Source organism: Pseudomonas sp. LJDD11 (assembly GCF_024584215.1).
In the GTDB taxonomy this organism is placed as follows: Bacteria; Pseudomonadota; Gammaproteobacteria; order Pseudomonadales; family Pseudomonadaceae; genus Aquipseudomonas.
Genome location: NZ_JANJFL010000030.1, coordinates 48,877 through 74,152 on the forward strand (window position 1 = coordinate 48,877; position 25,276 = coordinate 74,152).

Annotated in this window: 16 protein-coding genes and 4 pseudogenes; 10 read left to right on the forward strand and 10 right to left on the reverse strand. The window is 58.2% G+C overall.

Annotation, left to right across the window (positions count from 1 at the left end):
* The first annotated feature begins 44 nt into the window (after nucleotides 1-44).
* Complete coding sequence (locus NRB16_RS25255; RefSeq protein WP_257107242.1) at nucleotides 45-707, forward strand: aspartate/glutamate racemase family protein; 663 nt, start codon at nucleotides 45-47, stop codon at nucleotides 705-707.
* A gap of 116 nt (nucleotides 708-823) precedes the next feature.
* Here NRB16_RS25255 and NRB16_RS25260 read toward each other — a convergent pair.
* The 3 genes and pseudogenes from NRB16_RS25260 to NRB16_RS25270 form a co-directional block, all read right to left on the reverse strand.
* Nucleotides 824-1,609 (reverse strand): annotated as a pseudogene (locus tag NRB16_RS25260) (ParB family protein); the annotation flags it as partial.
* A gap of 1,141 nt (nucleotides 1,610-2,750) precedes the next feature.
* Nucleotides 2,751-3,053, reverse strand: coding sequence for a helix-turn-helix transcriptional regulator (locus NRB16_RS25265; RefSeq protein WP_257107243.1), 303 nt, complete (start codon nucleotides 3,051-3,053; stop codon nucleotides 2,751-2,753).
* Between the two features lie 208 nt (nucleotides 3,054-3,261).
* Nucleotides 3,262-4,146 (reverse strand): NmrA family NAD(P)-binding protein, encoded by an 885-nt coding sequence (locus tag NRB16_RS25270; RefSeq protein ID WP_257107244.1) that lies wholly within the window; start codon nucleotides 4,144-4,146, stop codon nucleotides 3,262-3,264.
* Nucleotides 4,147-4,225: 79 nt separating this feature from the next.
* On the opposite strand from NRB16_RS25270, the gene NRB16_RS25275 reads away from it, so the two are divergent.
* Nucleotides 4,226-4,813, forward strand: coding sequence for a TetR/AcrR family transcriptional regulator (locus tag NRB16_RS25275; protein ID WP_257107245.1), 588 nt, complete (start codon nucleotides 4,226-4,228; stop codon nucleotides 4,811-4,813).
* Nucleotides 4,814-5,303: 490 nt separating this feature from the next.
* Nucleotides 5,304-5,477, forward strand: coding sequence for a hypothetical protein (locus NRB16_RS25280; RefSeq protein WP_257107246.1), 174 nt, complete (start codon nucleotides 5,304-5,306; stop codon nucleotides 5,475-5,477).
* Between the two features lie 280 nt (nucleotides 5,478-5,757).
* Here NRB16_RS25280 and NRB16_RS25285 read toward each other — a convergent pair whose 3' ends face one another.
* Nucleotides 5,758-6,141, reverse strand: coding sequence for a helix-turn-helix domain-containing protein (locus NRB16_RS25285; RefSeq protein ID WP_257107247.1), 384 nt, complete (start codon nucleotides 6,139-6,141; stop codon nucleotides 5,758-5,760).
* A gap of 99 nt (nucleotides 6,142-6,240) precedes the next feature.
* On the opposite strand from NRB16_RS25285, the pseudogene NRB16_RS25290 reads away from it, so the two are divergent.
* Nucleotides 6,241-6,861, forward strand: a pseudogene (locus NRB16_RS25290) (12-oxophytodienoate reductase); the annotation flags it as partial.
* Between the two features lie 453 nt (nucleotides 6,862-7,314).
* Complete coding sequence (locus NRB16_RS25295) at nucleotides 7,315-8,382, forward strand: alkene reductase (RefSeq protein ID WP_257107248.1); 1,068 nt, start codon at nucleotides 7,315-7,317, stop codon at nucleotides 8,380-8,382.
* 380 nt (nucleotides 8,383-8,762) lie between these two features.
* Here NRB16_RS25295 and NRB16_RS25300 read toward each other — a convergent pair whose 3' ends face one another.
* From NRB16_RS25300 to NRB16_RS25320, 5 genes and pseudogenes are all read right to left on the reverse strand, one after another.
* Nucleotides 8,763-8,993: a hypothetical protein gene (locus tag NRB16_RS25300; RefSeq protein WP_257107249.1), complete on the reverse strand. Its 231-nt coding sequence runs from the start codon at nucleotides 8,991-8,993 to the stop codon at nucleotides 8,763-8,765.
* Between the two features lie 694 nt (nucleotides 8,994-9,687).
* Entirely contained in the window at nucleotides 9,688-10,035 is a 348-nt protein-coding gene (locus tag NRB16_RS25305) for a DUF2867 domain-containing protein (RefSeq protein ID WP_257107257.1), read from the reverse strand.
* A pseudogene (locus NRB16_RS25310) lies at nucleotides 9,926-10,234 on the reverse strand (DUF2867 domain-containing protein); the annotation flags it as partial. The gene NRB16_RS25305 and the pseudogene NRB16_RS25310, both read right to left, overlap by 110 nt.
* Nucleotides 10,235-10,308: 74 nt before the next feature.
* Nucleotides 10,309-10,635 (reverse strand): annotated as a pseudogene (locus tag NRB16_RS25315) (Arm DNA-binding domain-containing protein); the annotation flags it as partial.
* Nucleotides 10,636-10,789: 154 nt separating this feature from the next.
* On the reverse strand, nucleotides 10,790-11,704 hold the full coding sequence (locus NRB16_RS25320) for a LysR family transcriptional regulator (RefSeq protein WP_045491560.1): 915 nt from the start codon (nucleotides 11,702-11,704) through the stop codon (nucleotides 10,790-10,792).
* A 316-nt stretch (nucleotides 11,705-12,020) separates the two neighbouring features.
* Between NRB16_RS25320 and NRB16_RS25325 the strand changes: the two genes are divergently transcribed.
* The 3 genes from NRB16_RS25325 (at nucleotide 12,021) to NRB16_RS25335 (ending at nucleotide 16,415) form a co-directional block, all read left to right on the forward strand.
* Entirely contained in the window at nucleotides 12,021-13,043 is a 1,023-nt protein-coding gene (locus NRB16_RS25325; RefSeq protein WP_257107250.1) for a zinc-dependent alcohol dehydrogenase family protein, read from the forward strand.
* Nucleotides 13,044-13,547: 504 nt separating this feature from the next.
* Nucleotides 13,548-14,993, forward strand: a complete 1,446-nt coding sequence (locus NRB16_RS25330; protein WP_257107251.1) for a hypothetical protein — start codon at nucleotides 13,548-13,550, stop codon at nucleotides 14,991-14,993.
* 27 nt (nucleotides 14,994-15,020) lie between these two features.
* On the forward strand, nucleotides 15,021-16,415 hold the full coding sequence (locus NRB16_RS25335; protein WP_045491556.1) for a PLP-dependent aminotransferase family protein: 1,395 nt from the start codon (nucleotides 15,021-15,023) through the stop codon (nucleotides 16,413-16,415).
* A gap of 18 nt (nucleotides 16,416-16,433) precedes the next feature.
* Here the strand turns inward: NRB16_RS25335 and NRB16_RS25340 are convergent, their stop codons facing one another.
* Nucleotides 16,434-17,213, reverse strand: coding sequence for a helix-turn-helix transcriptional regulator (locus NRB16_RS25340; RefSeq protein WP_257107252.1), 780 nt, complete (start codon nucleotides 17,211-17,213; stop codon nucleotides 16,434-16,436).
* A gap of 439 nt (nucleotides 17,214-17,652) precedes the next feature.
* Here NRB16_RS25340 and NRB16_RS25345 point away from each other — a divergent pair, with 439 nt between their 5' ends.
* Nucleotides 17,653-24,033, forward strand: coding sequence for a non-ribosomal peptide synthetase (locus NRB16_RS25345; protein ID WP_257107253.1), 6,381 nt, complete (start codon nucleotides 17,653-17,655; stop codon nucleotides 24,031-24,033).
* A gap of 254 nt (nucleotides 24,034-24,287) precedes the next feature.
* Nucleotides 24,288-25,276, forward strand: a 989-nt coding sequence (locus NRB16_RS25355) for a transposase (RefSeq protein ID WP_257107254.1), incomplete at its 3' end; no start/stop codon positions are given.

Consider the following 25,276-nt stretch of genomic DNA (forward strand, 5'->3'; position numbering starts at 1 on the left):
GTGAGCCCGCGAAACTTCCAATATGATCGAAAAGTAGAGAACTCATGTCCAGACCACCACGAATTTTTTTGATTCATGCAACCGACGTCTCTATTGCGCCTATCAATGAGACCTTCCGAGCGCTGTGGCCCGAAGCCCAGCTTATGAACCTGTGGGATGATTCCCTGTCTATCGACATCGCTGCCTCCGGAAGTCTGACCGACAAACTAAGACGACGTATCCACGATTTGGCCAGCCACGCGTTCGCCGCTGATGCCGATGCTGTTCTTTATACGTGTTCGGCCTTTACCGATGCGATGGAGGTGTGCAAGCGGCGTTACTCTAAACCAGTCTTGAAGCCCAACGAAGCCATGGTGATCGAAGCGGTGTCTATGGGGTTACGCATCGCGGCGCTCACCACATTCTCACCAGCAGTCGGTCCAATACTTGACGATTTTATTGCCCATGCATCATCGGTTGGTAAGTCGATCGAAGTCACCCCTATACTTTGCGAAGGCGCTCTGCAGGCCTTAAAAAAAGGAGACGCTACAGAGCATAATCGGATCATCCGTGAAACTGCTGCGGCTTTAACGGGCTATGACGTGATTTGTTTTGCTCAGTTTTCCATGACCCAAGCCGCGAGCGAAGTACGCAAAGTTTTCAACGGCCCTGTTCTAACAACGCCGGAAAGCGCAGTAATGCATCTTAAGGGTCTGCTGACGGTATAGCTATCTACCTGTCCCAAGGCACCACGCGCACGCCATGCCTACCCAAAAGACCCCACAATGCGGCGTGCGTAGAGATCCAGAACAACAGTCAGGTAATGCCATTTCTCTTAAGCAGGGTCGCTCAGCTCCAGGGCAAACATACGGTAGGACTGTCCGAGTAAGTGGCTCATGCGTTCGAGCAGTTCATCCTGGATTTGCTCAAGATCGAATGATCCGGGTTCTGCATCGAAATAGCCCAAGGTCTCGAGCCAGAAATCGATGAACTAAACGGGGGCGGTTGGATATCGGTTCCAAGTTCGTTCTGCCTGGCTGCGTAGGCTGATCAGGCGTTCGATCTGAGGCTTACCCAATCCGGCATACGGGGTTTGTGGAATCGCGGGTAGTAAATGTTCGAGAGTGTCCAGCATCCGGCTGATGTGCGGCTGCGAAATCGGATAGCCTCCAGCGGCAAGATGTCGTGCCAGTTCCCGTTGTGAGAACACGCTTCCCCCTGCTTCGAGCATGGTTTTGAGTTTGGCTACCGCCAGAGCCCGCTCGATGAAAGTGAGTTGGCCGTGCAGATCGCTTTCAGCCAGATGGCCGAGTAGGGCGGTGATTTCATTGATCCAAGGTCGGAACAGGCAATGAATGCGAAAGAAGCGCTCGTCGCGAGTTTCCTGCCACAGCTCGCCGAGAATCGCCAAGCGCGTATTACCGCCGTTACGGATGATGAAACAGGTTTGATCCGGCCGTCGGGTAATCGGTGGCGGTTGATCCAGCCCCCGTTCACGGATCGAAGCCTTGATATCGTCGTATAGCGGATTACGGATGAAGCGCGGGTAGTGGGGTCGCAGCTCCTCCAGCGTGACCAACATAGGCGTTTCAGTAAGTGGATCGGACAGCCGCTCCGGGTTGAGCCCAATATGAGATCGACAAGAGCACCAATGACGTTCAAGTAGTTTGATCTGCTTTGATCGCTGAGTTGCTGTTTGTTTTCGGCAAGCATGCGTAGGTCGTCACGCTCCAGTCCCGCAGCTTTAAGCTCGTCGATCACCTCTTGTAACCTTGCTTCGGTATTCTTCAACTGCACCTGCAGGGCATCCCGATCTGCCTGTAAAATCGAGTATGTGTTGGAGTGAGTCGATTCATGAACCAAGGCTCTTTCATTGAAAAGAAAAGATGACCGCTGATCTGGATGGTAGTAATGCACCCACTTCTTGAGGTCTGAATGCCTAATGGTAAGCAGGCTATGGTCGACAGGTGTCCCAGGCCTGAACGTTACGCCCAACGCTCCGTAATGTAGCTCTTGATTTCGAACAGCATCGAGGATTTTTTCAACATTCGCTAACAGGCATGGCCATTGAGGAAAAGCATTGAGAAGCCGACTTGGACAGTCTAATGCGACCTCCAGAATTTGAGCCTCGTAATCAACCAATTCGCACCAGCGTATGGCGGCCTCAATAGGTCTGTAGAACAGCTTTGCAATGGGGTTGAGTTCTGCCTGGTCGCGCATAGAGGGCCCCTCTTTCGGAGGGCAGGCCTCGTAGCGACTGTCCTCAGGATCATATCAAGACGTAGAGTCGCGTCGTCATTTTAGACAGGAAAAGATACGCTTTAATGAACTGGCGTCAACTAGGCGCGGAAGATATCCCTAGTAGGTCAAAGGATAACGTTTGGAAGGATGTAGCCGTCTGGAATGCGGTCGCTAGCCAGTAGATCTTCAATTAACCACAACCTTATATCCCAATCGCCATTCAATCGCCTTGTTAAGGTTCGAATCTATCGCCTCGACCTCAAAAGATAGCTTGGTATGCTTTGCATAACGACGCTGGTTGAACGCATTGAGGGTCCGCTTGAACCGATGCTTGTATGCGTTAACAATTGAGGGGCTGAATATTAATTGTGTATGCCGCCGTAGATATTGCATTGCGAGCGCTGTGCGTTACTCTAATGATTGGGGCTCTACTAAAAAACGTATTAGCATAGTTCTGCAATTTATATCCGCGTTGTGGTGGTGCCTTAAGAGATCCAAATTCCAATCGACATTCCCAAGTATATATCCTCCTAGTTTGAATGACTGATTATAGAGTTAAGCAGCCCTGGAAATCGCATTTCCAACTCCTCCTTGCGAAGAGAGTTTATATGGGTTGCGCCTATACTGCGAGTACGCATCAGCCCAGCATCACGTAGAACTCTGAAGTGGTGGGAAGCGCTTGATTTAGGTCGACCGCCATCTAACTCACCACAGGTCGCTTCAGCCCGGCCAGCAAGGTGACGAATCATCTCCATACGCGCGGGGTCGCTCAAAGCATAGAGAATACGCTCAAGCACGAACTCCTCAGCTTTCGGGTGTTTGAACGCTCTCATCGTCAGAACCTACAGTGGAAGCTTAAAGTTGGATGATAAAATCGCCGTTATCGATGCAGCGTAATCGTTTGGGCGGGCCTGAGTGCACGCCCATTAACGCAATTGTAGAGCCTGCTGCTTGGTCGGCCTCAGTCAGCCTTTACCTCGATTGAATAACTACGTGGCTTCTGAGAGTGATGCAGACACGGGTCTTTAATGGTGGCTGGGCTTATTTCTTGAAAATATCAATGTTCTCGCGAAGCCAGGCGGACAGCGAGCGCGGCGGGGTGCCGGTGAGGTCTTCAACCGTAAAGGTCCGCTCTGTCAGTACGGAGTCATGGAAAATACGATCAAGCCCAACAAGAATCTCGGCAACAAACGGTGAAAGTCCGTTAGCGACTAACTCATAATGCTGCGCGGCAGGGGATCGATGAGCATAGGTAACTTCATGGCCTAACAGTCCGGACAATTCCTCCGCGATTTGCGGCATTGTCCAATTCCGAGGCCCTGTGAGGTGATACGCACGTTTGGATCCTACTGCCACCTCTTCCAGTAACGCTATGCGCGCAGAATCCGCTACATCTCGGCTGTCTATCAGATTCACCCGCCCATTGCCTGCGGCACCCGCCCAGGTACCCGAGGCAACAGCGCTGCCAGCACGCTTTAGTACGTCCATGAACGTCGTGGGTCTCAACACGGTAGAAGTTATGGATCGTTGACCCAGATGCGCTTCTATCAACGAATGCCAGGCAAATGGATTCATCGGGGTTGAGGGTCCCATAACCGAAAGCTTCACGATGTGACGGACGCCCGTTTCTACTGCTGCGTCAATGAGGGCTATCTCGTTGGCGACCTGTTGCGGGGAAGTGCCATGGGCAATGAACAGTTTGTCGACACCTGCAAGCGCTTTCATGAGAGTTGATGGCTGATCAAAATCCAGCTCTGCAGTGGCCACTCCTTCGGGGAAGGGGGTGGTTGATTTCTGACGTGTGAGGGCAAGTATCGTTACTGGGTCTTGCGCTAACAGACTGATCAATCGCCGTCCTACACGACCCGTAGCGCCAGCGACAGCGATGCTGAGTGCTTGCGTCCGATTAGTCGATTGATTGTGCATGATAAAAATCTTCCTCTATGATGGAACGATCAGTCCAGGTATGTTGGTCTGATCGTTCCATGTTGTCAACGGAGGATTTATGAGTGGCAAACCGCAATATGACGAAGGTGCCGTCCTGAAAGCGGCAACGGGTGTTTTCTGGCGTCACGGCTACGCAAATGCATCTGTGAGCGATCTGTCCAAGGCAACGGGTCTATCTCGATCGAGCCTGTATCAGCGGTTTGGAGACAAGGGTGGGCTCTTCAACGAGTCCCTTCAGCTGTATACCGACCGCGTCACGACGCGAATGAAATCGACTCGCGCACAGACATCCAAGACGAGCGTGGAAGCACTGCTACGTGAGTTTCTACCGAGGGAGTCTGACGTTAAGCGTCCGCTTGGCTGCCTGATATCTCGCAGCAACGCTGAGCAAGAAGACCTCACTGTCGAGGGAAAGCACGCCGCGAATTCTGCGGCCTGTCAGCAACGGCAGATTATTGTGGACATTTTGACTCAGGGTCAGCAGGAGGGTGAGGTAGGGCAGGATGTCGATTTGGATCTACTGGCTTGGTATTACTTTGGAATACTACAGGCTGTTGTAAATCTACCTTCAGTCGGTGCGAACAGCCAGACCCTTGACGGCCTTATTGATCTCGCAATGTTGGCATGGCCTGAAAACAAGGTGTGACGGCTTTTCTTTTCTTTGCTTTGTGAAGGTGAGGGTGGCAGGTAACCTATCCGTCTAGCGGAACAAGATCCTTATGTGTTGACGTCACTCATGGCGGGTTATGAACTGACAAGGAACATGGACGTGTCAATCAATGTCAATAATGTGGTTGACAAAAAATCCGCAACGCAGAAGGGGATTTCGACACTGTGAGTTATGGTGCACCGCGTTACACACGCATGACATTGAACTACAAACTCTAGCTCTTACGTGTCGGCGTGCCGTCATTGGTGCGCCTGAGGAATTTTACAGTCACTATGGATATCGCAAAAAACTGACTCTGGGGCCTTCCCCGCATGGCAAAGACTCCCACCGCGTTAACGGTTTCGATACGAAGTCCGTTACTCCCAAATATGTTGCACTGGCCATCGCCGTATCGCTGAGCGGGTTGTCCACAATTGCCTCGGCAGTGTCACAAGCCCAGACCTGTGAAACACCACCGGGCGGGATAATGTTCATCACTCAGGACTGCATCGATCCGCAGTTTGATCGCCCGGTAATAGACCGCCAGGAAGATTTGAAAAGGCCTGTTCTGACGCACCGCGTTTCCGGGCACTTCGAAGGCACCGATGTTAAATTCAGTTTTTTCTTCCCACCGAAGGCCCAATGGAATTTTGCTTTTTAAATTCATTAATTTGCAAAACTAATGAATGTCCCCTTCGACGGATGCACGACGTCAGTGGCATTTCGACCATTTTCTGCCTTGGTAAATGAGCCAATTTCAGAAAGGTGTTGACTTTTTAAAAAGGTCGCAAGAGACGGTAAGGGAGGCCGTCGTTGTTAACCACTACGCGGTATGCGCGGTAATCCTAGGCGCTCATGTAGAGTTAGTAGGGCTAGGGGGGTGGGGCAAATTGAAGATATAACGCGTTTCAGGTGGCCGGTGGTGGTGTGTTAATAATAAATCACTCTGTCAGGTTTTTTTGTGCCGCCTCATCAAACTTCAACCGGGCAGCCTCAACATCAGGCAATTTATCAAGCGTCCATTTATGCAATTCGCGAAAGGGTTGCTGCAATGTTTGACCAAGTGGGGTGATCTCATACTGCACTGCCACGGGTGAGAACGAAATAATCTGGCGCGAGACGATGCCATTTCGTTCTAACCGCCGCAGGGACTGAGTAAGTGCTTTCTGAGTTACCCCCTCCAAGCGGCGCCTGATGGCATTAAAACGATGCGGCCCGTCGTCAAGCACAGCCAGGACCATCATCGACCATTTGTCTGCGATTTGGTCGAACAACGCTCGGCTAGGGCAGTCCGACGAAAAACATTGGGGCTTTAATTCCAGCATCGAAGTTTCCTCATGTATACCTAGGCTATTCTAGGTGCCTAATTCATATTAGGTCTAAAAAATATACTTATATGGCTTCCGAAAGTAAATGGAACCCATACAATGTCAAACCTTCCCGCTTCACGTGACGGTTCCGGCATTCCTTTTTTCCACGGTGAGGCAGCGTTGGCCGATGGAAGAACGTAATCGATTCTGTCCATATCACGGGTGGCCGCATGGGGCCGCAACTTTGGCACACCGTAGCAGCGCCTGACGTCAGCGGCTGGAAGCCTGATGCACCGGTTCCAAGCCCTTCTGGACTCAACTCGCCAAACGAGCCACGCGGTGTGTCAATGAGCGAAGGGGATATCGCAGACACCTTAGCGGCTTTTGCCAAGGCAGCGGCGGATGCTAAGTGACTGGGTTTCGAAACCATGGAAATCCATGGGGCTCACGGTTATCTGATCGATCAGTTCTGCTGGCCGGCACCAATCAGCCGACCATCATGCCGATGGACGCAGCAGGACTTTTGGCGTGCGTCCAGCCGAGATGTCTGCGCTGATGGGATACTAGCTGCTGGCATCGGTTGAGGCGGGGCTTGATGTTCTGCATTGCTCGCGGCGATGCTTCTGGGGTCCTGAGTTCCCCGAAATTGACCCTAAAAACGGACTGAACTACGTGGGCTGGGCGAAGAAAGTCATCGGAGCCACAACCCTCAGCGTCGGCTCGGTCGGCCTGGATAATAAGGGTTGGGTCATCATCCAAAATCCACGAATACAGGATTGCGTTGGAGTGTGGCACGTGCATTTACCGCAGCTAAATAGCGTTGCTAATCGCTAGAGATTAGCCGGCAGCGCCCATGTCGCGATTTCTCGCCTCGCCCACATCCGCTTCCGTCCTTTTGCTCCGTTGTCAGGCCAACAGCGAAGCCTGAATGTTGTCAGGCAGTAGGTTTCCACAAACCTACTAAGGCGAAGAAAAGTGCCTAATAGACACTAGGTTTATTCCATATACCATCATGATAGTCCTCACTTTCGAGGCAAGCGGTCCGAGCCGTCACCTTCGTTCGTTGCTCTTGTCGGCAAGCTGCGATGCGCCAATTGTTCATCCGACAAGAAGCACCTCTTCGGTGACGCCGCGCCTGACTAAACATCAAGGCGAGCGGGACATCAATAAACGGTATATGGAGAAAACATGGAAAAGCTGAAGCTTCTGACCCCCTTGAGCAACAAAGAGCTCACCTTCAAGAATCGGGTATTCATGGCGCCGATGACCAGAGGTCGATCCAACGATCAGGTCGCCAACGAACTGACCGCAACGTACTACGCGCAGCGCGCATCAGCAGGACTCATTTTCACGGAAGGCACCCAGATCAGCGACCAAGCGGTCGGGTGGACGAATACCCCAGGTATCTATACTACCGAGCAAATTGCGGGGTGGAAGAAGGTAACTCGGGCAGTTCATGACGCGGGCGGTCTGATTTTTGCGCAACTTTGGCATACAGGTAGAGCATCACACCCTGATTTCCATGGTGGAGAACTGCCAGTGGCGCCATCGGCAGTCCCCTTCAATAGCCAAGCGTTCACGCCAGAAGGCATCAAGCCTTCTGTGACCCCGCGCGAAATGACCCTTGATGACATCAAGGCCACCATCGCAGACTATGAAAAGGCTGCGCAGGCTGCAAAGGATGCGGGCTTCGATGGCGTTGAGGTTCACGGAGCCAATGGTTACCTGCCTGCGCAGTTTCTGGAAGACGGTTCAAACAAGCGAACCGACGAGTATGGTGGCACTGTGGAAAAGCGGGCTCGGTTCCTCCTTGAGGCTACCGATGCTGCAATAAAGGTCTTCGGGCCGGCCCGAGTCTCGGTCAGGTTGTCACCACGCATTCCGTACAACGACATGGGCGACTCCAATCTCGAGCAGACCTATATGTACGCGGTAGATGCGCTGGAAAAGAAGAACGTTGGCATTCTGCATTTTATGGAGTCTTCAACCCTGCCGGAAGGTGCTAAACCTCTGGCACCGGGCGCTCGCAAGCGATTCTCAGGGATTTTCGTATTGAATGTTGGCTACGACCGGGAGTCTGCGGAACAGGTGCTGGAAGGTGGCTTGGCTGATGCAGTCACATTCGGCACGCTGTTTATCAGTAATCCTGATCTGCCTGAACGCTTCCGCCAAGGTGCTCCACTGGCAACACCGGATGCATCCAAGTTCTACAGCGGCGCAGAAGAAGGCTACACAGACTATCCGCTGATGGCGTAATAAATCCCAATCTAAGCGCACTGGCTGAAGTCCAGGTCTTGACCTGAACCAGTCCGCTCCTTCATTGGCCGTGCCTACTGGGCACGGCGTTTTTATTTGGTTAATTTCATGGTCTAAGATCTAGCCGCCGTTGGACATAGACGTTGCCCAGGACAGAGGGGGCGTTCCCGGGCGGCACCTTGCACTCAGGGCGGTCTGCTCGATGTCACCGGTTATGAAACGCAGAGATATTCTAGCTCTCAACCAGGCACTGACCGATCGTAGTGCCTTACCAGTCAGGTCGGTCTCAGTGTTTGTCGTTTCGGCAAGCACCGATCCTCTGAACAATTGATCGATCCCAAGCAAGACATCGGCCGTCAGCTCCCTGCCGCCTGAATCGATCAATACCTCGCGGTGATTCTCAGGGGGCGATGCTGATAAACAATCGTTTTGCCCAACAGCAGCGAGAGTTCGTCAGCAATCTCCATCATGCTGACCGTCGCCGGGCCCTCGAGTTGGTATGCCGTCTGGGAGTCAATATCAGTAATATCGAGAAGCGCAACGCGTGCCGCTTTGGCCACATCCCGCGTGTCGATCAGGTTGACTCGGCCGTTACCCGCAGCGCCCCTCATGAGCCCTCGGCAATCGGAGCACCGGCCCGCGCCAAGATGTCGACGAAAGATGATGGGCGCAAAAGGGTATAGCCGATATCCTGCCGGGCAAAGTGCGCGTCGACCTCCATGTGCCAGTCGAAAGCATGCAGTCTTGATGCAGGCCCCAGCACCGTCAGTTTTACGATATGCGTCACACCTAAAGCGACTGCCGCATGAGCCAAAGCAACTCGTGGGCAACTTGTTGTGCTGATGTGCCATGCGCCAGGAAGAGACGGCTCATCCCACCAAGTCCCGCCCGCAATGACGTTGGGTCGTCAAAAATCAACACTCACTATCGTCCTCACGTTTTCCCTTCGGAACTATTGCTGCAGCCCCGTTTGCGAAGAAGTCGCGAGGAGTTTACTGGTAGCGGCGAGGATTTAGTTCGGCCGTTCAGTCATCTGCGCATGCGTGGCCAGACCACGGGAAACGATCGGGAACCTGGGCCGCGCACGATTATCGGCGCTGCAACTGCCATGCTCAAAGACCGTTACGTAAAGCCAGTGCTCAGACAGAAAAAGCCAGCTCCTCCCGCCACGATACTGCGCCTACGCCAGCGGCTTTAGGGCTGGGGTGCAGCAGAGTGGCTGGGGGCCGCCGTGAACCTCAGCAAGCGCTGTTTACTCAAATACGGTTAACCTCTGTGGGCGACGCATGGCGACTGGGGTCTAGCTCACGCCTCTGTGGCCAACGGCCATCCGAGTCGTGCGGCACTACGAAGACTGGATCGAACGATCAAGCGGTGGAGCGGGGCGATGACAAAAATATAAAGGCGACCAAGGCGGTTGTGGCAATGGACAGCGGTTGAGAAAGTCAGTTGACGTTTGCCGCTTGGCGACAACTGAGTTGGAGCAGAAAACAGAGAGCCTGAAGTCCAAGTGCTTATCGTCTCCGCCAAGGACAATTTCGGTCGGACTGGCGCCGTAGATCTTGAAGATGCCGATACGACCTGTCTCGCTCTGCGCTGCAAGTGAATTGAGTTGCTTGGCAGTCTTGAGGCCGAACCTGCCAACGGTCGCATCTCGGATCGCTATGAGGCTGCTGATCCACGGCGCTCGGTGGGAGAGGATGAACCTGGCCAAAAGTTCAGGATTGGATGACGCTCCGGATGGCAGTTCGATCGAGTAAGCATCAGCGAAATTCGGCGATGAATAGGCTTTGGCAATCCTCGACTCTGGAGGGATCGATACAAGCGTTACGTGACAGTGTTCGGTCGACATGTCTGGACTATTATGTCGCGCAGAGAGTCATTAGCGCAGCGTTTTGCCGTAATTGGTCTAAATAGTCAGCCCATGAGCAACTGTGCCTCGATTTTGGCGGTCTTGGCCTTGAGCGGGGCGGTGTGATTAGCCACGTCGCGCCGCGCGCCGCGAGCAATGTCGCGCGCCTCCTTGAGGCTAATATCGGGGTAAGCGCCGATGGAGAAGCGGTTTTCCTTCCCATGCAGCCGATACTTCAATCGCCAAACCTTGGAAGGGGATTTGCCAACCTTATTCGACGCCCTCACCTCCAAGTAGAGGCCAGGAACTTCGCCATCGGCGTGTTTGCCGGGTTCGGTCAGTGAGCGGATCAAGGCATCGCTGAGTTTTCGTTTGAAAACAACCGCATTATCTGCGGGCATCGGTGGGGGCACCCTTTTTTAAGGAACCGAAATTTGCCCCCAATGATGCCCCCATGAGTCGTGGAATCCATTGGATTTAGACAGACGGCTATGGACTTAAAAAACCAATAACTTGTTGTTAATTAAAGGTTTTATGGAGTTTAGTGGGATTCCGTTACAGGCTATCCGGATCCCCAAAAAACATCTGAATCCGCGACCTCAACCATCTCTCCGCCGGATCATTATCCTGCGCGCCGCGCCAGGCCATGTGCAGTTCAAAGGTCTGGCACTCCAGCGGCAGATCCTCGGCCCGGACCCCGCCACTGGCCGTCAGCACTTCGGCCGCATAATCCGGCACGGTGGCAATGATGTCGGTCCCGGCCAGCAGGGTAGACAGTCCGTTGAACTGTGGCACGGCCAGTACCACATGGCGTTTGCGGCCCAATTTTTCCAGGTGCTCGTCAATAAAACCGGTCAGGTCGCCGGCGATCGATACCAGAGCGTGCGGTCGGGCGCAGAAGTCGTCCAGGCTTAGCGGGCCAGGCACGGAGTCGGCGCGCAGCAGTTGCGGGCGGCTTTTGCGCAGGATTTTGCGTTTGGCGTTGGCCGGCAGGTCGCTGGTGTAGCTGACCCCGACAGATATTTCCCCTGAAGCCAGCAATGCCGGCATCAACAAGTAGTTGACCCGCCGGATCACCAGCACGATGCCGGGCGCCTCGGAGCGCAGGCGCTTGAGCAGTGACGGCAGCAGGGCGAACTCCACTTCATCGGACAAGCCGATCCGGAACACCGCGTTGCTGGTGGCCGGGTCGAATTCCGAAGCGCGGCTGACCGCGGTTGAGATGGAGTCCAGGGCCGGTGACAGCAGGGCGAAGATTTCCGAGGCCCTGGCGGTGGGCTCCATGCTGCGGCCGGTGCGGACGAACAGCGGATCGTCGAACAGCCCGCGCAGACGCGACAAGGCGGCGCTGATCGCCGGTTGACCGAGAAACAGTTTTTCCGCGGCGCGGGTCACGCTGCGTTCGTGCATCAGGGTTTCGAAGACAATCAGCAGGTTGAGGTCGACGCGGCGCAGGTCGTTGCGGTTCATACGTGGGGGCTCGGAACGGTGGTCGATGTACCCGGTGCGGGGCGTCGGGCAAACATGCTGTGGTGCGCATAGTAAGGGTAAAAGCCATCATCAGGTAAGCCTTGGATTATTGTCGGTGTGGCAAGAATCAACTGTGCAGGCGGTTGCAATGTGGCATTTGGATGCCACAATGACCGCCTTTGAGTCATCCGCTGCATCATGCGGTCCAATGACGAATCAATGACAGGCATGTCGACTATTAATAGCCACTGACTGGTCCTGCCGGAAAAGCCCGGATAAAGTGCAGGGCATTCAGGTTCATAAGGCGAGGTTCTCAATGTCCCGCACGATCCGTTTCAACCAGTTCGGCCCGGCCGAGGTGCTCAAGATTGAAGAGCACCCGGACCCGTTGCCTGCGCCCGGTGAAGTGCAGGTGCGTGTCCAGGCCATCGGCATCAGCTGGTACGACGTTCTCTGGCGGCAGAATCTGGCGTGTACTCCGGCGCGGCTACCGGCCGGGATCGGCCAGGAAATGGCCGGTGTGGTCACTGCCCTCGGTGAAGGGGTTGAAGACCTCGCGCTGGGCGATGCGGTGGCAAGCTTTCCATCCGCCGACCCTAATCAGCATCCAGTGTATGGCGAGGTGATTGTCCTGCCGCGCTCGGCGCTGGTCCGGTATCCCGATGTGCTGACCCCGGTGCAGGCCAGCGTGCACTACACGCCTCTGCTGATTGCCTATTTTGCCTATGTGGATCTGGCGCGTATCAAGCCGGGTCAGACCGTACTGGTCACCGATGCCAGCCACTGTGCCGGGCCGTGCTTCGTGCAATTGGGCAAAGCCCTCGGTGCCAGGGTGATTGCCGCGACCAAGACCGAAGATGCTCGCGAGTATCTGCTGGCGCTGGGTGCCGACAAGGTGGTGGTCACCGAAGAGCAGGACTTGCTCATGGCGGTCAACAAGTACACCGACAATAGAGGTGTCAATGTGGTGTTCGACGGCATGGGCGGCCCGCAGATGTCGATCATGGGCGATGTCCTCGCGCCACGCGGCAGCCTGATTCTTTATGGGCTGCAGGGCGGCAACCAGACGCCATTCCCCGCGTGTGCGGCGTTCCAGAAGAACATCCAGTTCTATCTGCATTGCCTGGGCAACTTCACTGGCAAGCCGGCACTGGGCATCGATCCGGATAATGAGGCGCTGCAGCGTGCGCTGCGTGATATCAACCAGTTGACGGCCGATGGTGTGCTGACACCGCTGGCGGTCCGTCCATTCCCATTCGAGCAGGTGGCCCAGGCGCACCGTTATATGGATGGCTGTCCGATTGGTGGCCGTGCGGTACTGGAGTTGGCTGACGCTTGAATAGTTAACCCCCCTTGCTTGTAGGAGCAGCTTTAGCTGCGAAGCTTTCGCACCGAAGTCTCGCTGAGCTTTCGCTGCTATAGCAGCTCCTACGGGTTACATGTCTTGTTGTAGGAAAGTTCGCTACGCAATCAGGCAGGTTTCTGTCATTGTCTGTCGCGTTTAAACCTCTGCGCCGCTCAGGCGATCATTGATAATCCACTGCAACGGCTTCGCCAACCTGCCGCGCCTGCCTTCAACGACTTGAGCGGCGCGGCGTGTGGCAGCTGCAGATGAGCATGTTTAAACCCATAACGAGCAACTGTTAATAAGTGCGTATTGTTTAATTTGCCGTTTAATTATGGGTAATTGTCCATCTTTGGATAAAACAGTGTTGCTTGTAATCGTGCAGACGATCCCGATAATGAGTTGAGAATTATTACTCAGGGAACGAGCCATGTTTGATAACAAGACCAACAGTCAGCAGCTTCGTGTTTCAATCTCCTGGAGCGCGGGACAATGATGATGAGCGACATTCACGAGCAAGCGATGAATTATGTCTACCAGCAGGTGTTGCAGCGCCTGCTTGGTTACATGACCCGCGCCGAGCGCACAGCCCTGCAGTTGCTGATCCAGCGCCTGATTGTTGCTGCGGGCGGGCTGGAGCAGATCAGCCAGTTCAGGATTCTGCTGCCGTTCAGTGGCGGCAAAGACAGCGCCTACAGCCTGGCACTGTTGCGCGCCGCGCAATTGAGTATCTGCACCCGGGCGCCGGGCACGTTCAATCTGCGCGTGGCGACCATGCGCCACAGCGGTTTGAGCAGCGATGTGCTGGGCAATATTCACCGTACCTATTCGGCGCTGTTTCTCTACGATGATCCGCGCGTCGAGATGCTGGTGTTTGATAACCAGTATGTGCACGCCTTTGAGCCGGACCTGCCGTTCTCCAGCGCCGGTCGCGAGCAAAACCGTACCGATATGCTGCTGGCCGGGCATTTGTCGGCGGGCGAGGGGCGCAGCACCTTCTGCGACAGTTGCCACCTGAACCTGGCGGACTCGCTGTCGCGCGCCCTGACCTGGGGGGAGGGCGTGGGCGCGGTGGCCAGCGGCGATCCACGCAAAGAGCAGAAGCAGTACATCACCTGGCTGATGCGTCTGGCGCAAGGCCGCGGCGAACACACCGGGCATTGGCGCAACCAGACTTTTCAGAGTGTCATGCGCAGCCTGCACGGTCTTGCTCAGGACTGGCGCGAAGCGTTGCATGGCGAGCCACAAGCAATTGAGCCGCTGACACCACCAGACAAGCCATTGGCGCCGGTGCTGGTGCCGCTCAACGACCTGTTTCCCGGCAGGGCCGATGAGCACTGGAACTTGCTTACCGAGTTTCTAGAGTTTCGCTTCGATGACCTGGCGTTCAGTTTCAGTGAGTCGGACTGCGCCAACCCCTTGCTGATGGCGCATATGCAGGGCCTACGTGCGCAGTTTGTCGAGCATCGTGACTATGCCGATGGTATTGCAGGCTACTTACAGCACGCGCAACGCCAGATGCGCAACAAACAGGTGCCGGCACGTCTGATCGATCAGGCGCTCAGTGCCTATCACGGCGAATCACGTATCGAGGCGCGGCGTGTGCTGGCCGCTGAGTTTGCCCAACAGGCGTACGGGCTAAACGAGGCGCAACTGGTGTGCATGCTGTTCTCGCCGTTCACTGACAAAGGCCTGGGCCTGGAAGTGTTTCTGCGCACTTGCCATCCCGGCATGCTGGTGGCGGTGGCTGACCTGCATCGAGCACTGTCCGGCCAGCCTGCTGCCGATCAGGTGGTGCAGTGGTTGTTGGATATCAGCGGCCTGACCCTGGCGCAACTGCAAAGCCTGTACGGCAAGTCGCGGGTCAATTTCGCTGCCGCCGACTCGATCATCGCCCGCGTACGCGCGGCCGATCCTGAACGGCGACGCGTTCGCTCAGCCTGATTCAATCCCTTTGCCGGAAGGCCTGTCATGAAAGAAAAAGACGATTTCGCCTATCAGGCGGTGTATCGCTATCTCGTACGCCTGATTAATGAGGTACAAACCGACTCGACGCTCAAATTGCCGTCGCTGCGCCAGTTGGCCCGGCGCCTGCGGGTATCGATTTCGACCATCCAGAGTGCCTATGCGCTGCTGGAGCAGGAAGGGCGCATTTGCTCGGTGCCCAAGTCAGGCTATTACGCGGTGCCGGGCAGTTTTGAAGATGAACTGGCCGGCGAAGGCCATAGCGTGCTTGAACGCCTGTACCGTAATGTGCGGCGGCCCGGCTGCACCATGCTTTCGGGTGATGAGCCGCATCTGTTGTTGTCGCTGGAAAGCGCGCTGCAAACCATGGAGCGCGAGTTGGTGCGTCAGTACCCGCGCCCCCTGGACAGCGGTTTTCAACCGTTTGGTGATCTGGAACTGCGCAGCGCCCTGGCGGCCCGCTACACCCGGGACACTCGGGATTGCTGGCACGCCGAGCAGGTTTATATCGGCCCGGACTTGCTCGGCATGCTCAAGGCGGTCGTTCAGGTGCTGCAGCTGGGCGGCAGCACGGTGCTGGTTGAGTCACCGTGCACCTGGACGCTGTTGCGGCTGTTGCAGTCGCTGAACGTCCAGGTACTGGAAATGCCGCTGGCCGACGACGGCCGGGTGAACCTGACCGATCTGGATCACCTGTTGCTGGAGCATTCGGTCAGCCTGGCGATTCTGCCTTCGACGATCAATCCGGTCAGGGGCACGCTGCAACCTGGCGACAACCGCAGGGCCATGGCGCAATTGCTCAATCGCTATCGGATATGGGTACTGGAGAACGACAGCCATGGCGAACTGGCCTTTGAGCGCAATGGCCCGCCGCTGCGCGAGTTGATCGACCCGCAACGGCTGTTGATCCTTGGCAGTTTCGACAAGGCGCTGGGCCCTGAAGCGCCCTATGGTTATCTGCTGTGCAAACAGTTCGACCAGCGCTGGCAGGAGTACTTTCTGCTGCGCGCCTTTGACTTGCCGCCGATTCGCCAGAAGGCCGTTGCCCGGCTGTGTAACAGCGGCCGCCTGGACCAGCACCTGGCGGACTTGCGTCACCTGCTTGAGCAGCGCATGCAAGGCATGGGTGAACTGCTCGACAAGCACCTGGGTTGTTGGTTGCGCTATGAGTTACCTGCTGGCGGCAGTGGTATCTGGACGCAGACCCAACAGGGTGTGGACCTGCGCCAGGTATTCGACACTCTACTGAGTCAGCGCTTGGTGATTGCCCCTGGCGAGCTGTTCAGCCTCAGCGGCTTGCACCGCCAGCAGCTACGCATCAGCTATGCGCTGGACTGGACCCAGGATGTGCCGGCGGCCCTTGAGCAACTCGCCGGGGTATTGCGTCAGGCGCGGCGCTGAGCATCGGCTTGCCGTTATTCAGGTGCCGGCCATCCATCTGGCCAGGCCGTGGCGGCCGCTGACCCCGAGCTTGGCGGCCGCCCGTTTCAGGTAGGTTTCCACCGAACTGTTTTTGACCTTGAGCCTCTCGGCCACCTGCGGGACGGTGCCACCGGTCAACAGGCCGAGGCAGACCTCCTGCTCGCGGGCCGACAAGGTGATCTCGCCCAGCGCCAGCCGCTCACTGAATGCTTGGCGCAAGGGCCGCACCGGCTGCTCGCCGGCGTTTGATTCCGGGCGGCGCAGCAGGCAGAGCCTGCTGGCCTGCGCGTGTCGTTCGACCAACGGCAACAAGGTGTCGGACAGGCTTTTAAGAAACGACAGTTCGGCCAGGGAAAACAAGCGTTGCCCAGGCTGACGCAGCAGGGTGATGACCCAACGGCGGTTACCAGCATGTGAAACCAGGCTGCAGTGGTGCGCGGCGTTTGGGCCCAGGCGCCGCCTCAAGGGCGCACGCGGCTGGATCAGCAGGGCTTCAGTCATGACCCGCATATGCTGCAGCAGTGTCTGTTGGTGCTCGGGCTGGGCGGTTATGGGTGCCTGACCCTGGCTGCCGAGCTGCCTGATCTGCACCGCGTCAGTCTGGGGCTGGTCCAGGGTCCATTCGCTCAGTTGCAGGCCGTCAAGGGGCACCAGCGGTTCGATGAGCCGGAACATCATGGCCGCGAAGTCATCATCGCCGGTACTGGAAATCAGTTCGCCCAGATGAAAGTAGAGGTGTGGGCTGTGGCTATTTTGCATACTGTCGGTGATGTTCATCTTTTTTGCCTTCCTGGAACCAAGTCGGGTGGCATCCTCTGCACGTGCTCGGTTGAGAGCTGACTCGCTCTGGATTTAAGCCCATGTAACGGTCAGCGTCTGTAGTGGGAACCGGGGACAACTCCTGTCAATTAATCAGACGATTTGAGTTGCAGTTTCTTAAGGGGATATGTGCTTGACGAGCGCGTGCGGGTAGTTTTCAGTGCTCTGCAAACGATTGATTACACGAGAAATATTGCGTGACGATAAGCTTGATGCGGCAATCACGTGCAGCATCTATATCTTATTTCCTACACGAATTTAGGCGCTGCGGCGGTGAACTAACCGCCGGCACAAGTGTGGCTTTGGCGCGCATCAACAAGTTGTCCGGGTTTAAGGGGGCAGGCAGCCCAACAGGGCAGTGCTTGAATACCGCGCAGAATCAGCTGAGACGGATCTTATGAACTCCACCTGCGCCGCTGCCCAAGCCCTTGGGCCTGCCTGTACCGAAACCTTCGCCTTGACCTGTGCCCAGCGTGATATCTGGCTCGATCAACTGAGCCGGGGTGATTCACCGCTGTATAACATCGGCGGGTATGTCGAGCTTGAGGGCAGCCTGGCGCCGGAACTGCTGCAGCGCGCGATTGAACAACTGGTGGCCCGACACGATGCGTTGCGGACCGTGCTGTTGCCCGGTGCTGGTGTCGACGGTTTGCCGATGCAGCACTTTGCCGGCCACGCAGCCGTGCACCTGCCGCAGTACGACTGTTCGCAGTTCGATGACCCCGACAGTGCGGCCCAGGCGCTGATCCAGGAACAGATGCGCCGCAGCTATGCACTTGATGGCGGGCCGCTGTTTCGCTTCTTTCTTATCCGGCTCAACGAGCAGCGGCACTTTCTGGCGACCCAGGCGCATCACCTGATTCTTGACGGTTGGGGCTTTGGCCAGATGCTCAAGTCGCTGGGGGAAATCTACAGTGCATTGCTCGCCGGGCAGCCAGCCCCGCAAGCCGCGCCAGCCTATGCCGCGTTCGTTGAAGACGATGCCGTGTATCAAGGTTCGCCACGTCATGCCCGTGACCTTGACTGGTGGCTGGATAAATATCGCAGTATCCCGGCACCGCTGCTGACCCCGCGTTATCGCGAAACACCGACATTGCCGGGACAAAGCCTGGTGCAGCCCTTCAGCGCGGGGCTGCACGAGCGTATGAAACAATTGGCCGGCGAGTCTCAGGCATCGGCTTTTCATGTGCTGCTGGCGATGTTGCATGTGTATTTCACCCGCACCGAACAACGCGACGAGTGGGTGGTGGGCATGCCGATCCTCAATCGGGCCGGGGCGCGCTTCAAGTCGACTGTGGGCCTGTTTGCCCAGGTCAGCCCGATTCTCATGCCGTTTGGCCGCGAGCTGAGTTTTGTTGAGCTGCTCAAGGGCATACGTGACGAGTTGCGCCAGGATTTCCGCCACCAGCGCCTGCCACTGAGTGAACTCAATCGTGCCTTGGGTCTGCTGCGTGAGGACCGTGCGCAGTTGTTCGAGGTCACGGTGTCTTATGAGCAGGACGACCACGACTACCGTTATGGCGACGCATTGGCCCATACCGTCAAGGTCTCCAACCGCCATGAGCCGACGCCGCTGGCCATCCACCTGCGCAGCAACCGCTACAACGACCGGGTGTGGATTCATTACGTGTACAACGAGGCGTATTTCCAGGCCGCCGACATCGAGGCATTGGCTGAACGGTTGATGCATGTGCTGGAACAGGCCCTGGACAACCCAGCCGCGAAAGTGGCCGAACTGAGCATCGCCACCCCGGCCGAGCAGGCTCAACTGGATGCCTGGAATCGCAGCGAGGCCTGTTACCCACAGCGCCTGACCATTGACCAGCGCGTGGCCGCGCAGGCTGCCGAATGGCCCGACGCCGTAGCCGCCGTGTATCAGGGCCAGAGCCTGAGCTATGGGCAACTGGAGCAACGCGCCAACGGCCTGGCGGCCCAATTGCTGGCGCAGGGCGTGCAGCCCGATGAGCGGGTGGCCGTGGTGGCCCGCCGTGGCCTCGACACCCTGGTGGGGTTGCTGGCGGTGCTTAAAGCCGGTGGCGCATACGTGCCGGTCGACCCGGCGCACCCGGCCGAGCGGCTGGCTTACCTGCTCAGTGACAGCCAGCCCAAGGTGGTGCTGACCTTGAGCGAGCTGGTTGGCCGGCTACCGGTGTTGTCGGTGCCGGTGATTGAGCTGGACCGTCTGCCTGTAGCGCAGCTGAACGGCGAGCTGACTCAACGGGCCACGGTCAATAACCTGGCCTACGTGATCTACACCTCCGGCTCCACCGGTTTGCCCAAAGGTGTAATGGTCGAGCACCAGACCCTCAACAATCTGGTGGACTGGCACTGCGAGGCTTTCGATCTGGGCGTGGGCAAGCACACCTCCAGCCTGGCCGGCTTCGGCTTCGACGCCATGGCCTGGGAAATCTGGCCGGCACTGTGCAGTGGCGCGACCCTGCATCTGGCCCCGACTCAGGACGGCGAACAGGACATCGAAGCCTTGCTCGACTGGTGGCGGGCTCAGCCGCTGGACGTCAGCTTCCTGTCCACGCCTGTTGCCGAATACGCCTTTAGCCAGCAACAGCCGCACCCGACCCTCAAGACCCTGTTAATCGGCGGTGACCGGCTGCGCCAGTTCCAGCGTGATCCAGGCTTTGCGGTGGTCAATAACTACGGCCCGACCGAAGCCACGGTGGTGGCGACCTCTGGCGTCATGCAGGTGGGTGAGCTGCTGCATATCGGCAAGCCGATGGCCAATGCCAAAGCTTACGTGCTGGACGAGCAACAGCAGCCGGTGCCAATCGGTGTGGTCGGTGAGCTGTATGTCGGCGGTGCCGGTGTGGCTCGCGGTTATCTGAACCGTGAAGACCTCACCGCTGAGCGTTTTTTGACTGACCCGTTCAATGGCGGGCGGATGTACCGCACCGGCGACCTGGTGCGCTGGCTGGCCGATGGCAATCTCGAATATCTGGGCCGTAATGACGACCAGGTGAAGATCCGCGGTGTGCGGGTCGAGCTGGGCGAGATTGAAGCCGCGCTGAGCAGCCATGCGGCCGTCAAGGATGCGGTGGCGCAGGTGCATGACGGGCAACTGTTGACCTGGTTCACCGAGCTTTCGCCGGTCGATCCCGGCGCTCTGCACGAGCATCTCAAGTTGTGTCTGCCGGCGGCCTTGCTGCCGAACGCTTATGTACGCATGGCGCAATGGCCGCTGACTGCCAACGGCAAGCTGGACCGCCGCGCCTTGCCTGCACCCGACGCCGAGGCCCTGTTGCGTCGCGAGTATCAGGCGCCCGAAGGCGAAACCGAAACCGTTCTGGCGGCATTGTGGGCCGAGCTGCTGGGGGTTGAGCAGGTGGGCCGTCAGGATCATTTCTTTGAGCTGGGCGGGCATTCGCTGCTGGCCGTGAAACTGATCGAGCGCATGCGCCAACAGGGCCTGAGCGCCGATGTGCAGGTGCTGTTCGGCCAGCCGACCCTGGCCAACCTCGCCGCTGCGGTGGGCCGCAACCGTGAAGTGAGCGTGGCGGCCAATCGCGTGCCGGCCGATTGCGAACATATCACCGGTGACATGCTGGCGCTGCTGCAACTGGACCAGGCCAACATCGAGCGGATCGTCGCCACAGTACCGGGAGGGGCGCGCAATGTGCAGGAAATCTACCCGCTGGCGCCACTGCAGGAAGGCTTGCTCTATCACCATATGACTGCCGGTGAGCGTGATCCCTATCAACAGCACGCGCTGTTCGCGTTTGCCAGCCGCGAGCGTTTCGAGGCGTTTGCGGCGGCCCTGCAGCAGGTGATTGATCGTCACGACATTCTGCGCACCAGCCTGTTCTGGGAGGGGCTTGAGCAACCGGTGCAGGTGGTCTGGCGTGAGGCCCGCCTAAGCGTTGAAAACCTGAGCCTGGATGCCCGGCAGGGCGATGCGCAGCAGCAATTGCGCGAGCGTTTCGATGCCGCGCGGCGCCCGCTGGATATTTGCCGCGCACCGATGATGGCGCTGGCCGGTGCTGAAGATGTGCAGCAAGGGCGTTGGCTGGGGCTGTTGCAGTTCCACCACCTGATCAACGACGCCACCTCCACGGCGGTGCTGATGGCCGAAATTCATGCCCTGTTGCAGGGGGCCGGTGCGACCCTGAGCGCACCGGTGCCGTATCGCAATTATGTGGCCCAGGCCGGGGCGGGCAATCATCAGGCCGGGCATGAGGTGTTCTTCCGTGAATGGCTGGGAGATATTGACGAGCCGACCCTGGCCTTCGACCTGCGTGAGCGCCCGCTCGACGACCGTGACCATCAAGAGGCGCGGGCCTGGCTGGACCAGCGCCTGGCCGAGCGCTTGCGTCATGAGGCGCGGCATTGGGGCGTCAGCCCGGCCAGCCTCTATCACTTGGCCTGGGCCCAGGTGCTGAGCCTGCTGGCCGGGCGCGACGATGTGGTGTTCGGTACGGTGCTGCTCGGCCGTCTGCTGGCCGGCGACGGTGCCGACCGGGCCATGGGCATGTTCATCAATACCTTGCCGCTGCGGGTCAAGCTCGCCGGCCAGAGTGTCAGCCGCGCTGCTGTTGATGTGCATGGGCGGCTGGCCGCGTTGCTGGCCCATGAGCATGCGCCGCTGGCGCAGGTGCTGCGGTGCAGCGCGCTGACGGGCAGTACGCCGCTGTTCAACAGCCTGCTCAATTACCGGCATGCAGCAAATCAGGATGAAGCAAAACTGCCGGGTATCGAGCTATTGAGCAGCACTGAAGTGGTTAGCTACGCCCTGATGCTGGCAGTCGACGACACGGACAGCGGTTTCCGGCTCAGCGCGCGGGTGCCGCGCCAGATCGGCGCGCAACGGGTTCTGGACTATCTGCGCACCGCCATCGAGGGGCTGGTTCAGGCACTGGAGTGCGAGCCGCATAAACCTTTACATCAGGTGGCGGTCACCCCTGATCACGAAGTCCGGCGCTGGTGGCTGGACTACAACGCAACCGCTACCGACTGGCCCATCGAGCAGGGCGTGCAAACCCTGTTCGAGGCTCAGGTGCGGCGCACGCCTGAGGCCATCGCCCTGCAAGCCGCAGACCGCAGCCTGAGCTATGCCCAGCTCAACGTTGAAGCCAACCGCCTGGCGCATCGGTTGATTGCCCTCGGGGTCAAACCTGATCAGCGAGTGGCCTTGTGCGTGGAGCGCGGTGTGGAGCTGGTCGTCGGTTTGCTGGGCATTCTCAAGGCCGGCGGCGCCTATGTGCCGCTGGACCCCGGCTACCCGGCCGAACGTCTGGACTACATGCTGCGCGACAGCGCGCCAGTGGCGCTACTGGTGCATGCCGCGACCCGCGCGCAACTGAGCCTGCATGAGCTCCCGCGGCTTGATTTCGACCAGTGCGACTGGCAGCAACATCCCGACAGCAACCCGCAGCCTGTCGGTTTCAACGCCGCCAACCTGGCGTACATGATCTACACCTCAGGCTCTACCGGCACCCCCAAGGGGGTGATGATCGAGCATCGCGGTTTATGCAACCTGGTGCACTGGGGCTCGCAACTGATCCCGCCGCGTCCGGATGCGGCATTACTGCAAAAGGCGCCGTTCAGCTTCGACGGTTCGGTGTGGGAGTTCTTCTGGCCGCTGACCGCCGGGCTGCGGCTGGTGCTGGCCGCGCCGGACGGGCATCGCGACCCGGACTATCTGGTGCGTGAGGTTCGCCAGCGGCGCATCAGTGTGGTCAAGTTCGTGCCGGCGCTGTTGCAGCAGTTTCTCGATGCCGAGGGTGTCGAGCAGTGCACCAGCCTGACCGATGTGGTGTGTGGCGGCGGCGAGCTGACGGCCTCGCTGGCCCGTCAGGTTCGTGAGCGCTTGCCGCAGGTGCGGCTGCACAACGTCTACGGCCCCACCGAGGCCACCGTAGACAGCAGCGCCTTCACGCTGGAGCCGCACATGCCGCTGCCGGACAATGCGCTACCGATTGGTTGTCCCTTGCCCAATACCCGTGCCTACGTGCTCGATGCCCATGACCGGCCGGTGCCGCAAGGCGTGAGCGGCCAGTTGCATGTTGGCGGGGTGGGCGTTGCGCGTGGCTATAAAGGCCTGAGTCAACATAACGCCGAGCGCTTTATCGCCAGCCCCTTTGTGGCCGGTGACCGGCTGTATCGAACGGGCGATCTGGTGCGCATGGAGGCAGACGGTAATCTGGTGTTTCTCGGCCGCAATGACTTCCAGGTCAAGCTGCATGGCTTGCGCCTGGAGCTGGGCGAGATCGAAGCGCGGCTGATGCAGCATGTGGCGCTGCACGAGGTGGTGGTGCTGCTGCGTGAACAGCGTCTGGTGGCCTATTTCACCCTGCTGGCGGGGCATTGCGCTCCGGGTATCGAAGCTCTGCGCGCCCATGTGCTTGAACAGCTGCCGGATTACATGACCCCTTCGGCGTTCGTCTGCCTGCCGGTCATGCCGCTCAGCCCCAACGGCAAGGTCGAGCGCAAGGCGCTGCCCGAACCCGGCCAGGACGCGGTGCTCAGCCGTGACTATCGGGCGCCGGAAGGCGACACCCAGACCACCCTGGCGCGGATCTGGGCGCAATTGCTGGGGGTCGAGCGGGTAGGGCGCGACGACAACTTCTTCGAGTTGGGCGGTCACTCGTTGCTGGCCGTGACCCTGGTGGCACGGATGCGCCAGGCCGGCCTGCACGCGGATGCCCGCGCGCTGTTCAGCCATCCGACCCTGGCGGATCTGGCGCTGCACACCCGGCATGAGGCGCAGCAGCCACAGGTCATTCCGGCGACCACCATCCCGAGCCTGAACCGCAAACGCAGGATTTGACCATCGGGGCGCGACAAGCCCCGCCGTTCAGGGCGGGGAAGGATAGCGCGGACGGCGTAGCCGTCCCTGGTTGCAGTGGGGTGTCTGCTGCTGTTCGATGGACGCACCGCCACAGGATGAAGCGCAGTAACACGGCGACACAGATGCCCTTCTACGGCGGTATTTCGTTACAAAGACCCCATGGGCATGCACCTTGAAAACACCGTGCCGTCCGCGCCTAATGTCGTCTTCATTGCTCATGGCTCAAGAGCAGCATGCAACGACTTCAAGCCTTCAAGTACGAACTCATGCCAGACGGCCAGCAGGAGCGGCAAATGCGCCGCTTTGCGGGTTCCTGTCGCTTCGTCTTCAACAAGGCGCTGGCGTTGCAGAAGGCGCGCCACGAGCAAGGCGAGAAGAAGCTCGGCTATGCGGGCCTGTGCAAGTTGCTGACCGAGTGGCGCCATAGCCCGCAAACCGCATGGCTGGCCGATGCGCCTGTTCACCCATTGCAACAGAGCCTCAAGGATCTGGAGCGGGCCTACGCCAACTTTTTCGCCAAGCGAGCCGACTTTCCCCGGTTCAAGAAGAAGGGGCAGCGCGACAGTTTCCGCTATCCCGACCCGAAACAGATCAAGCTCGACCAGACCAACAGCCGCCTGTTCTTGCCCAAGCTGGGCTGGCTGCGCTACCGCAACAGCCGCGAGGTGCCTGGCACGGTGAAGAACATCACCGTGAGCCAGTCGTGTGGCAAGTGGTTCGTGAGTATCCAGACCGAACGCCAGATCGATGAGCAGCCCACGGCGCAGGGGGCGGCAGTTGGCATCGACATGGGCATTGCCCGGTTCGCCACGCTTTCGGATGGTTCGTTCTACGCACCACTGAACAGCTTCAAACGCCATGAAACCGCGCTGTGCAAAGCGCAGCAGGCGATGAGCCGCAAGGTCAAATTCAGCCGCAACTGGAAGAAGGCGAAAGCCTGCGTCCAGCGCATTCATTCCCGCATCGGCAATGCCCGCCGCGACTACCTGCACAAGTGCTCCACCACGATCAGCCAAAACCACGCGATGGTGTGTATCGAGGACTTGCAGGTACGCAATATGTCCAGGTCGGCGGCAGGCACGGCCGAGGCACCGGGAAGAAACGTTCGGGCCAAATCTGGCCTGAACAGGGCCATTCTCGATCAGGGCTGGTTCGAGTTCCGCCGCCAACTGGACTACAAGCTGGCGTGGCGCGGCGGCTGGCTGATTGCCGTGCCGCCGCA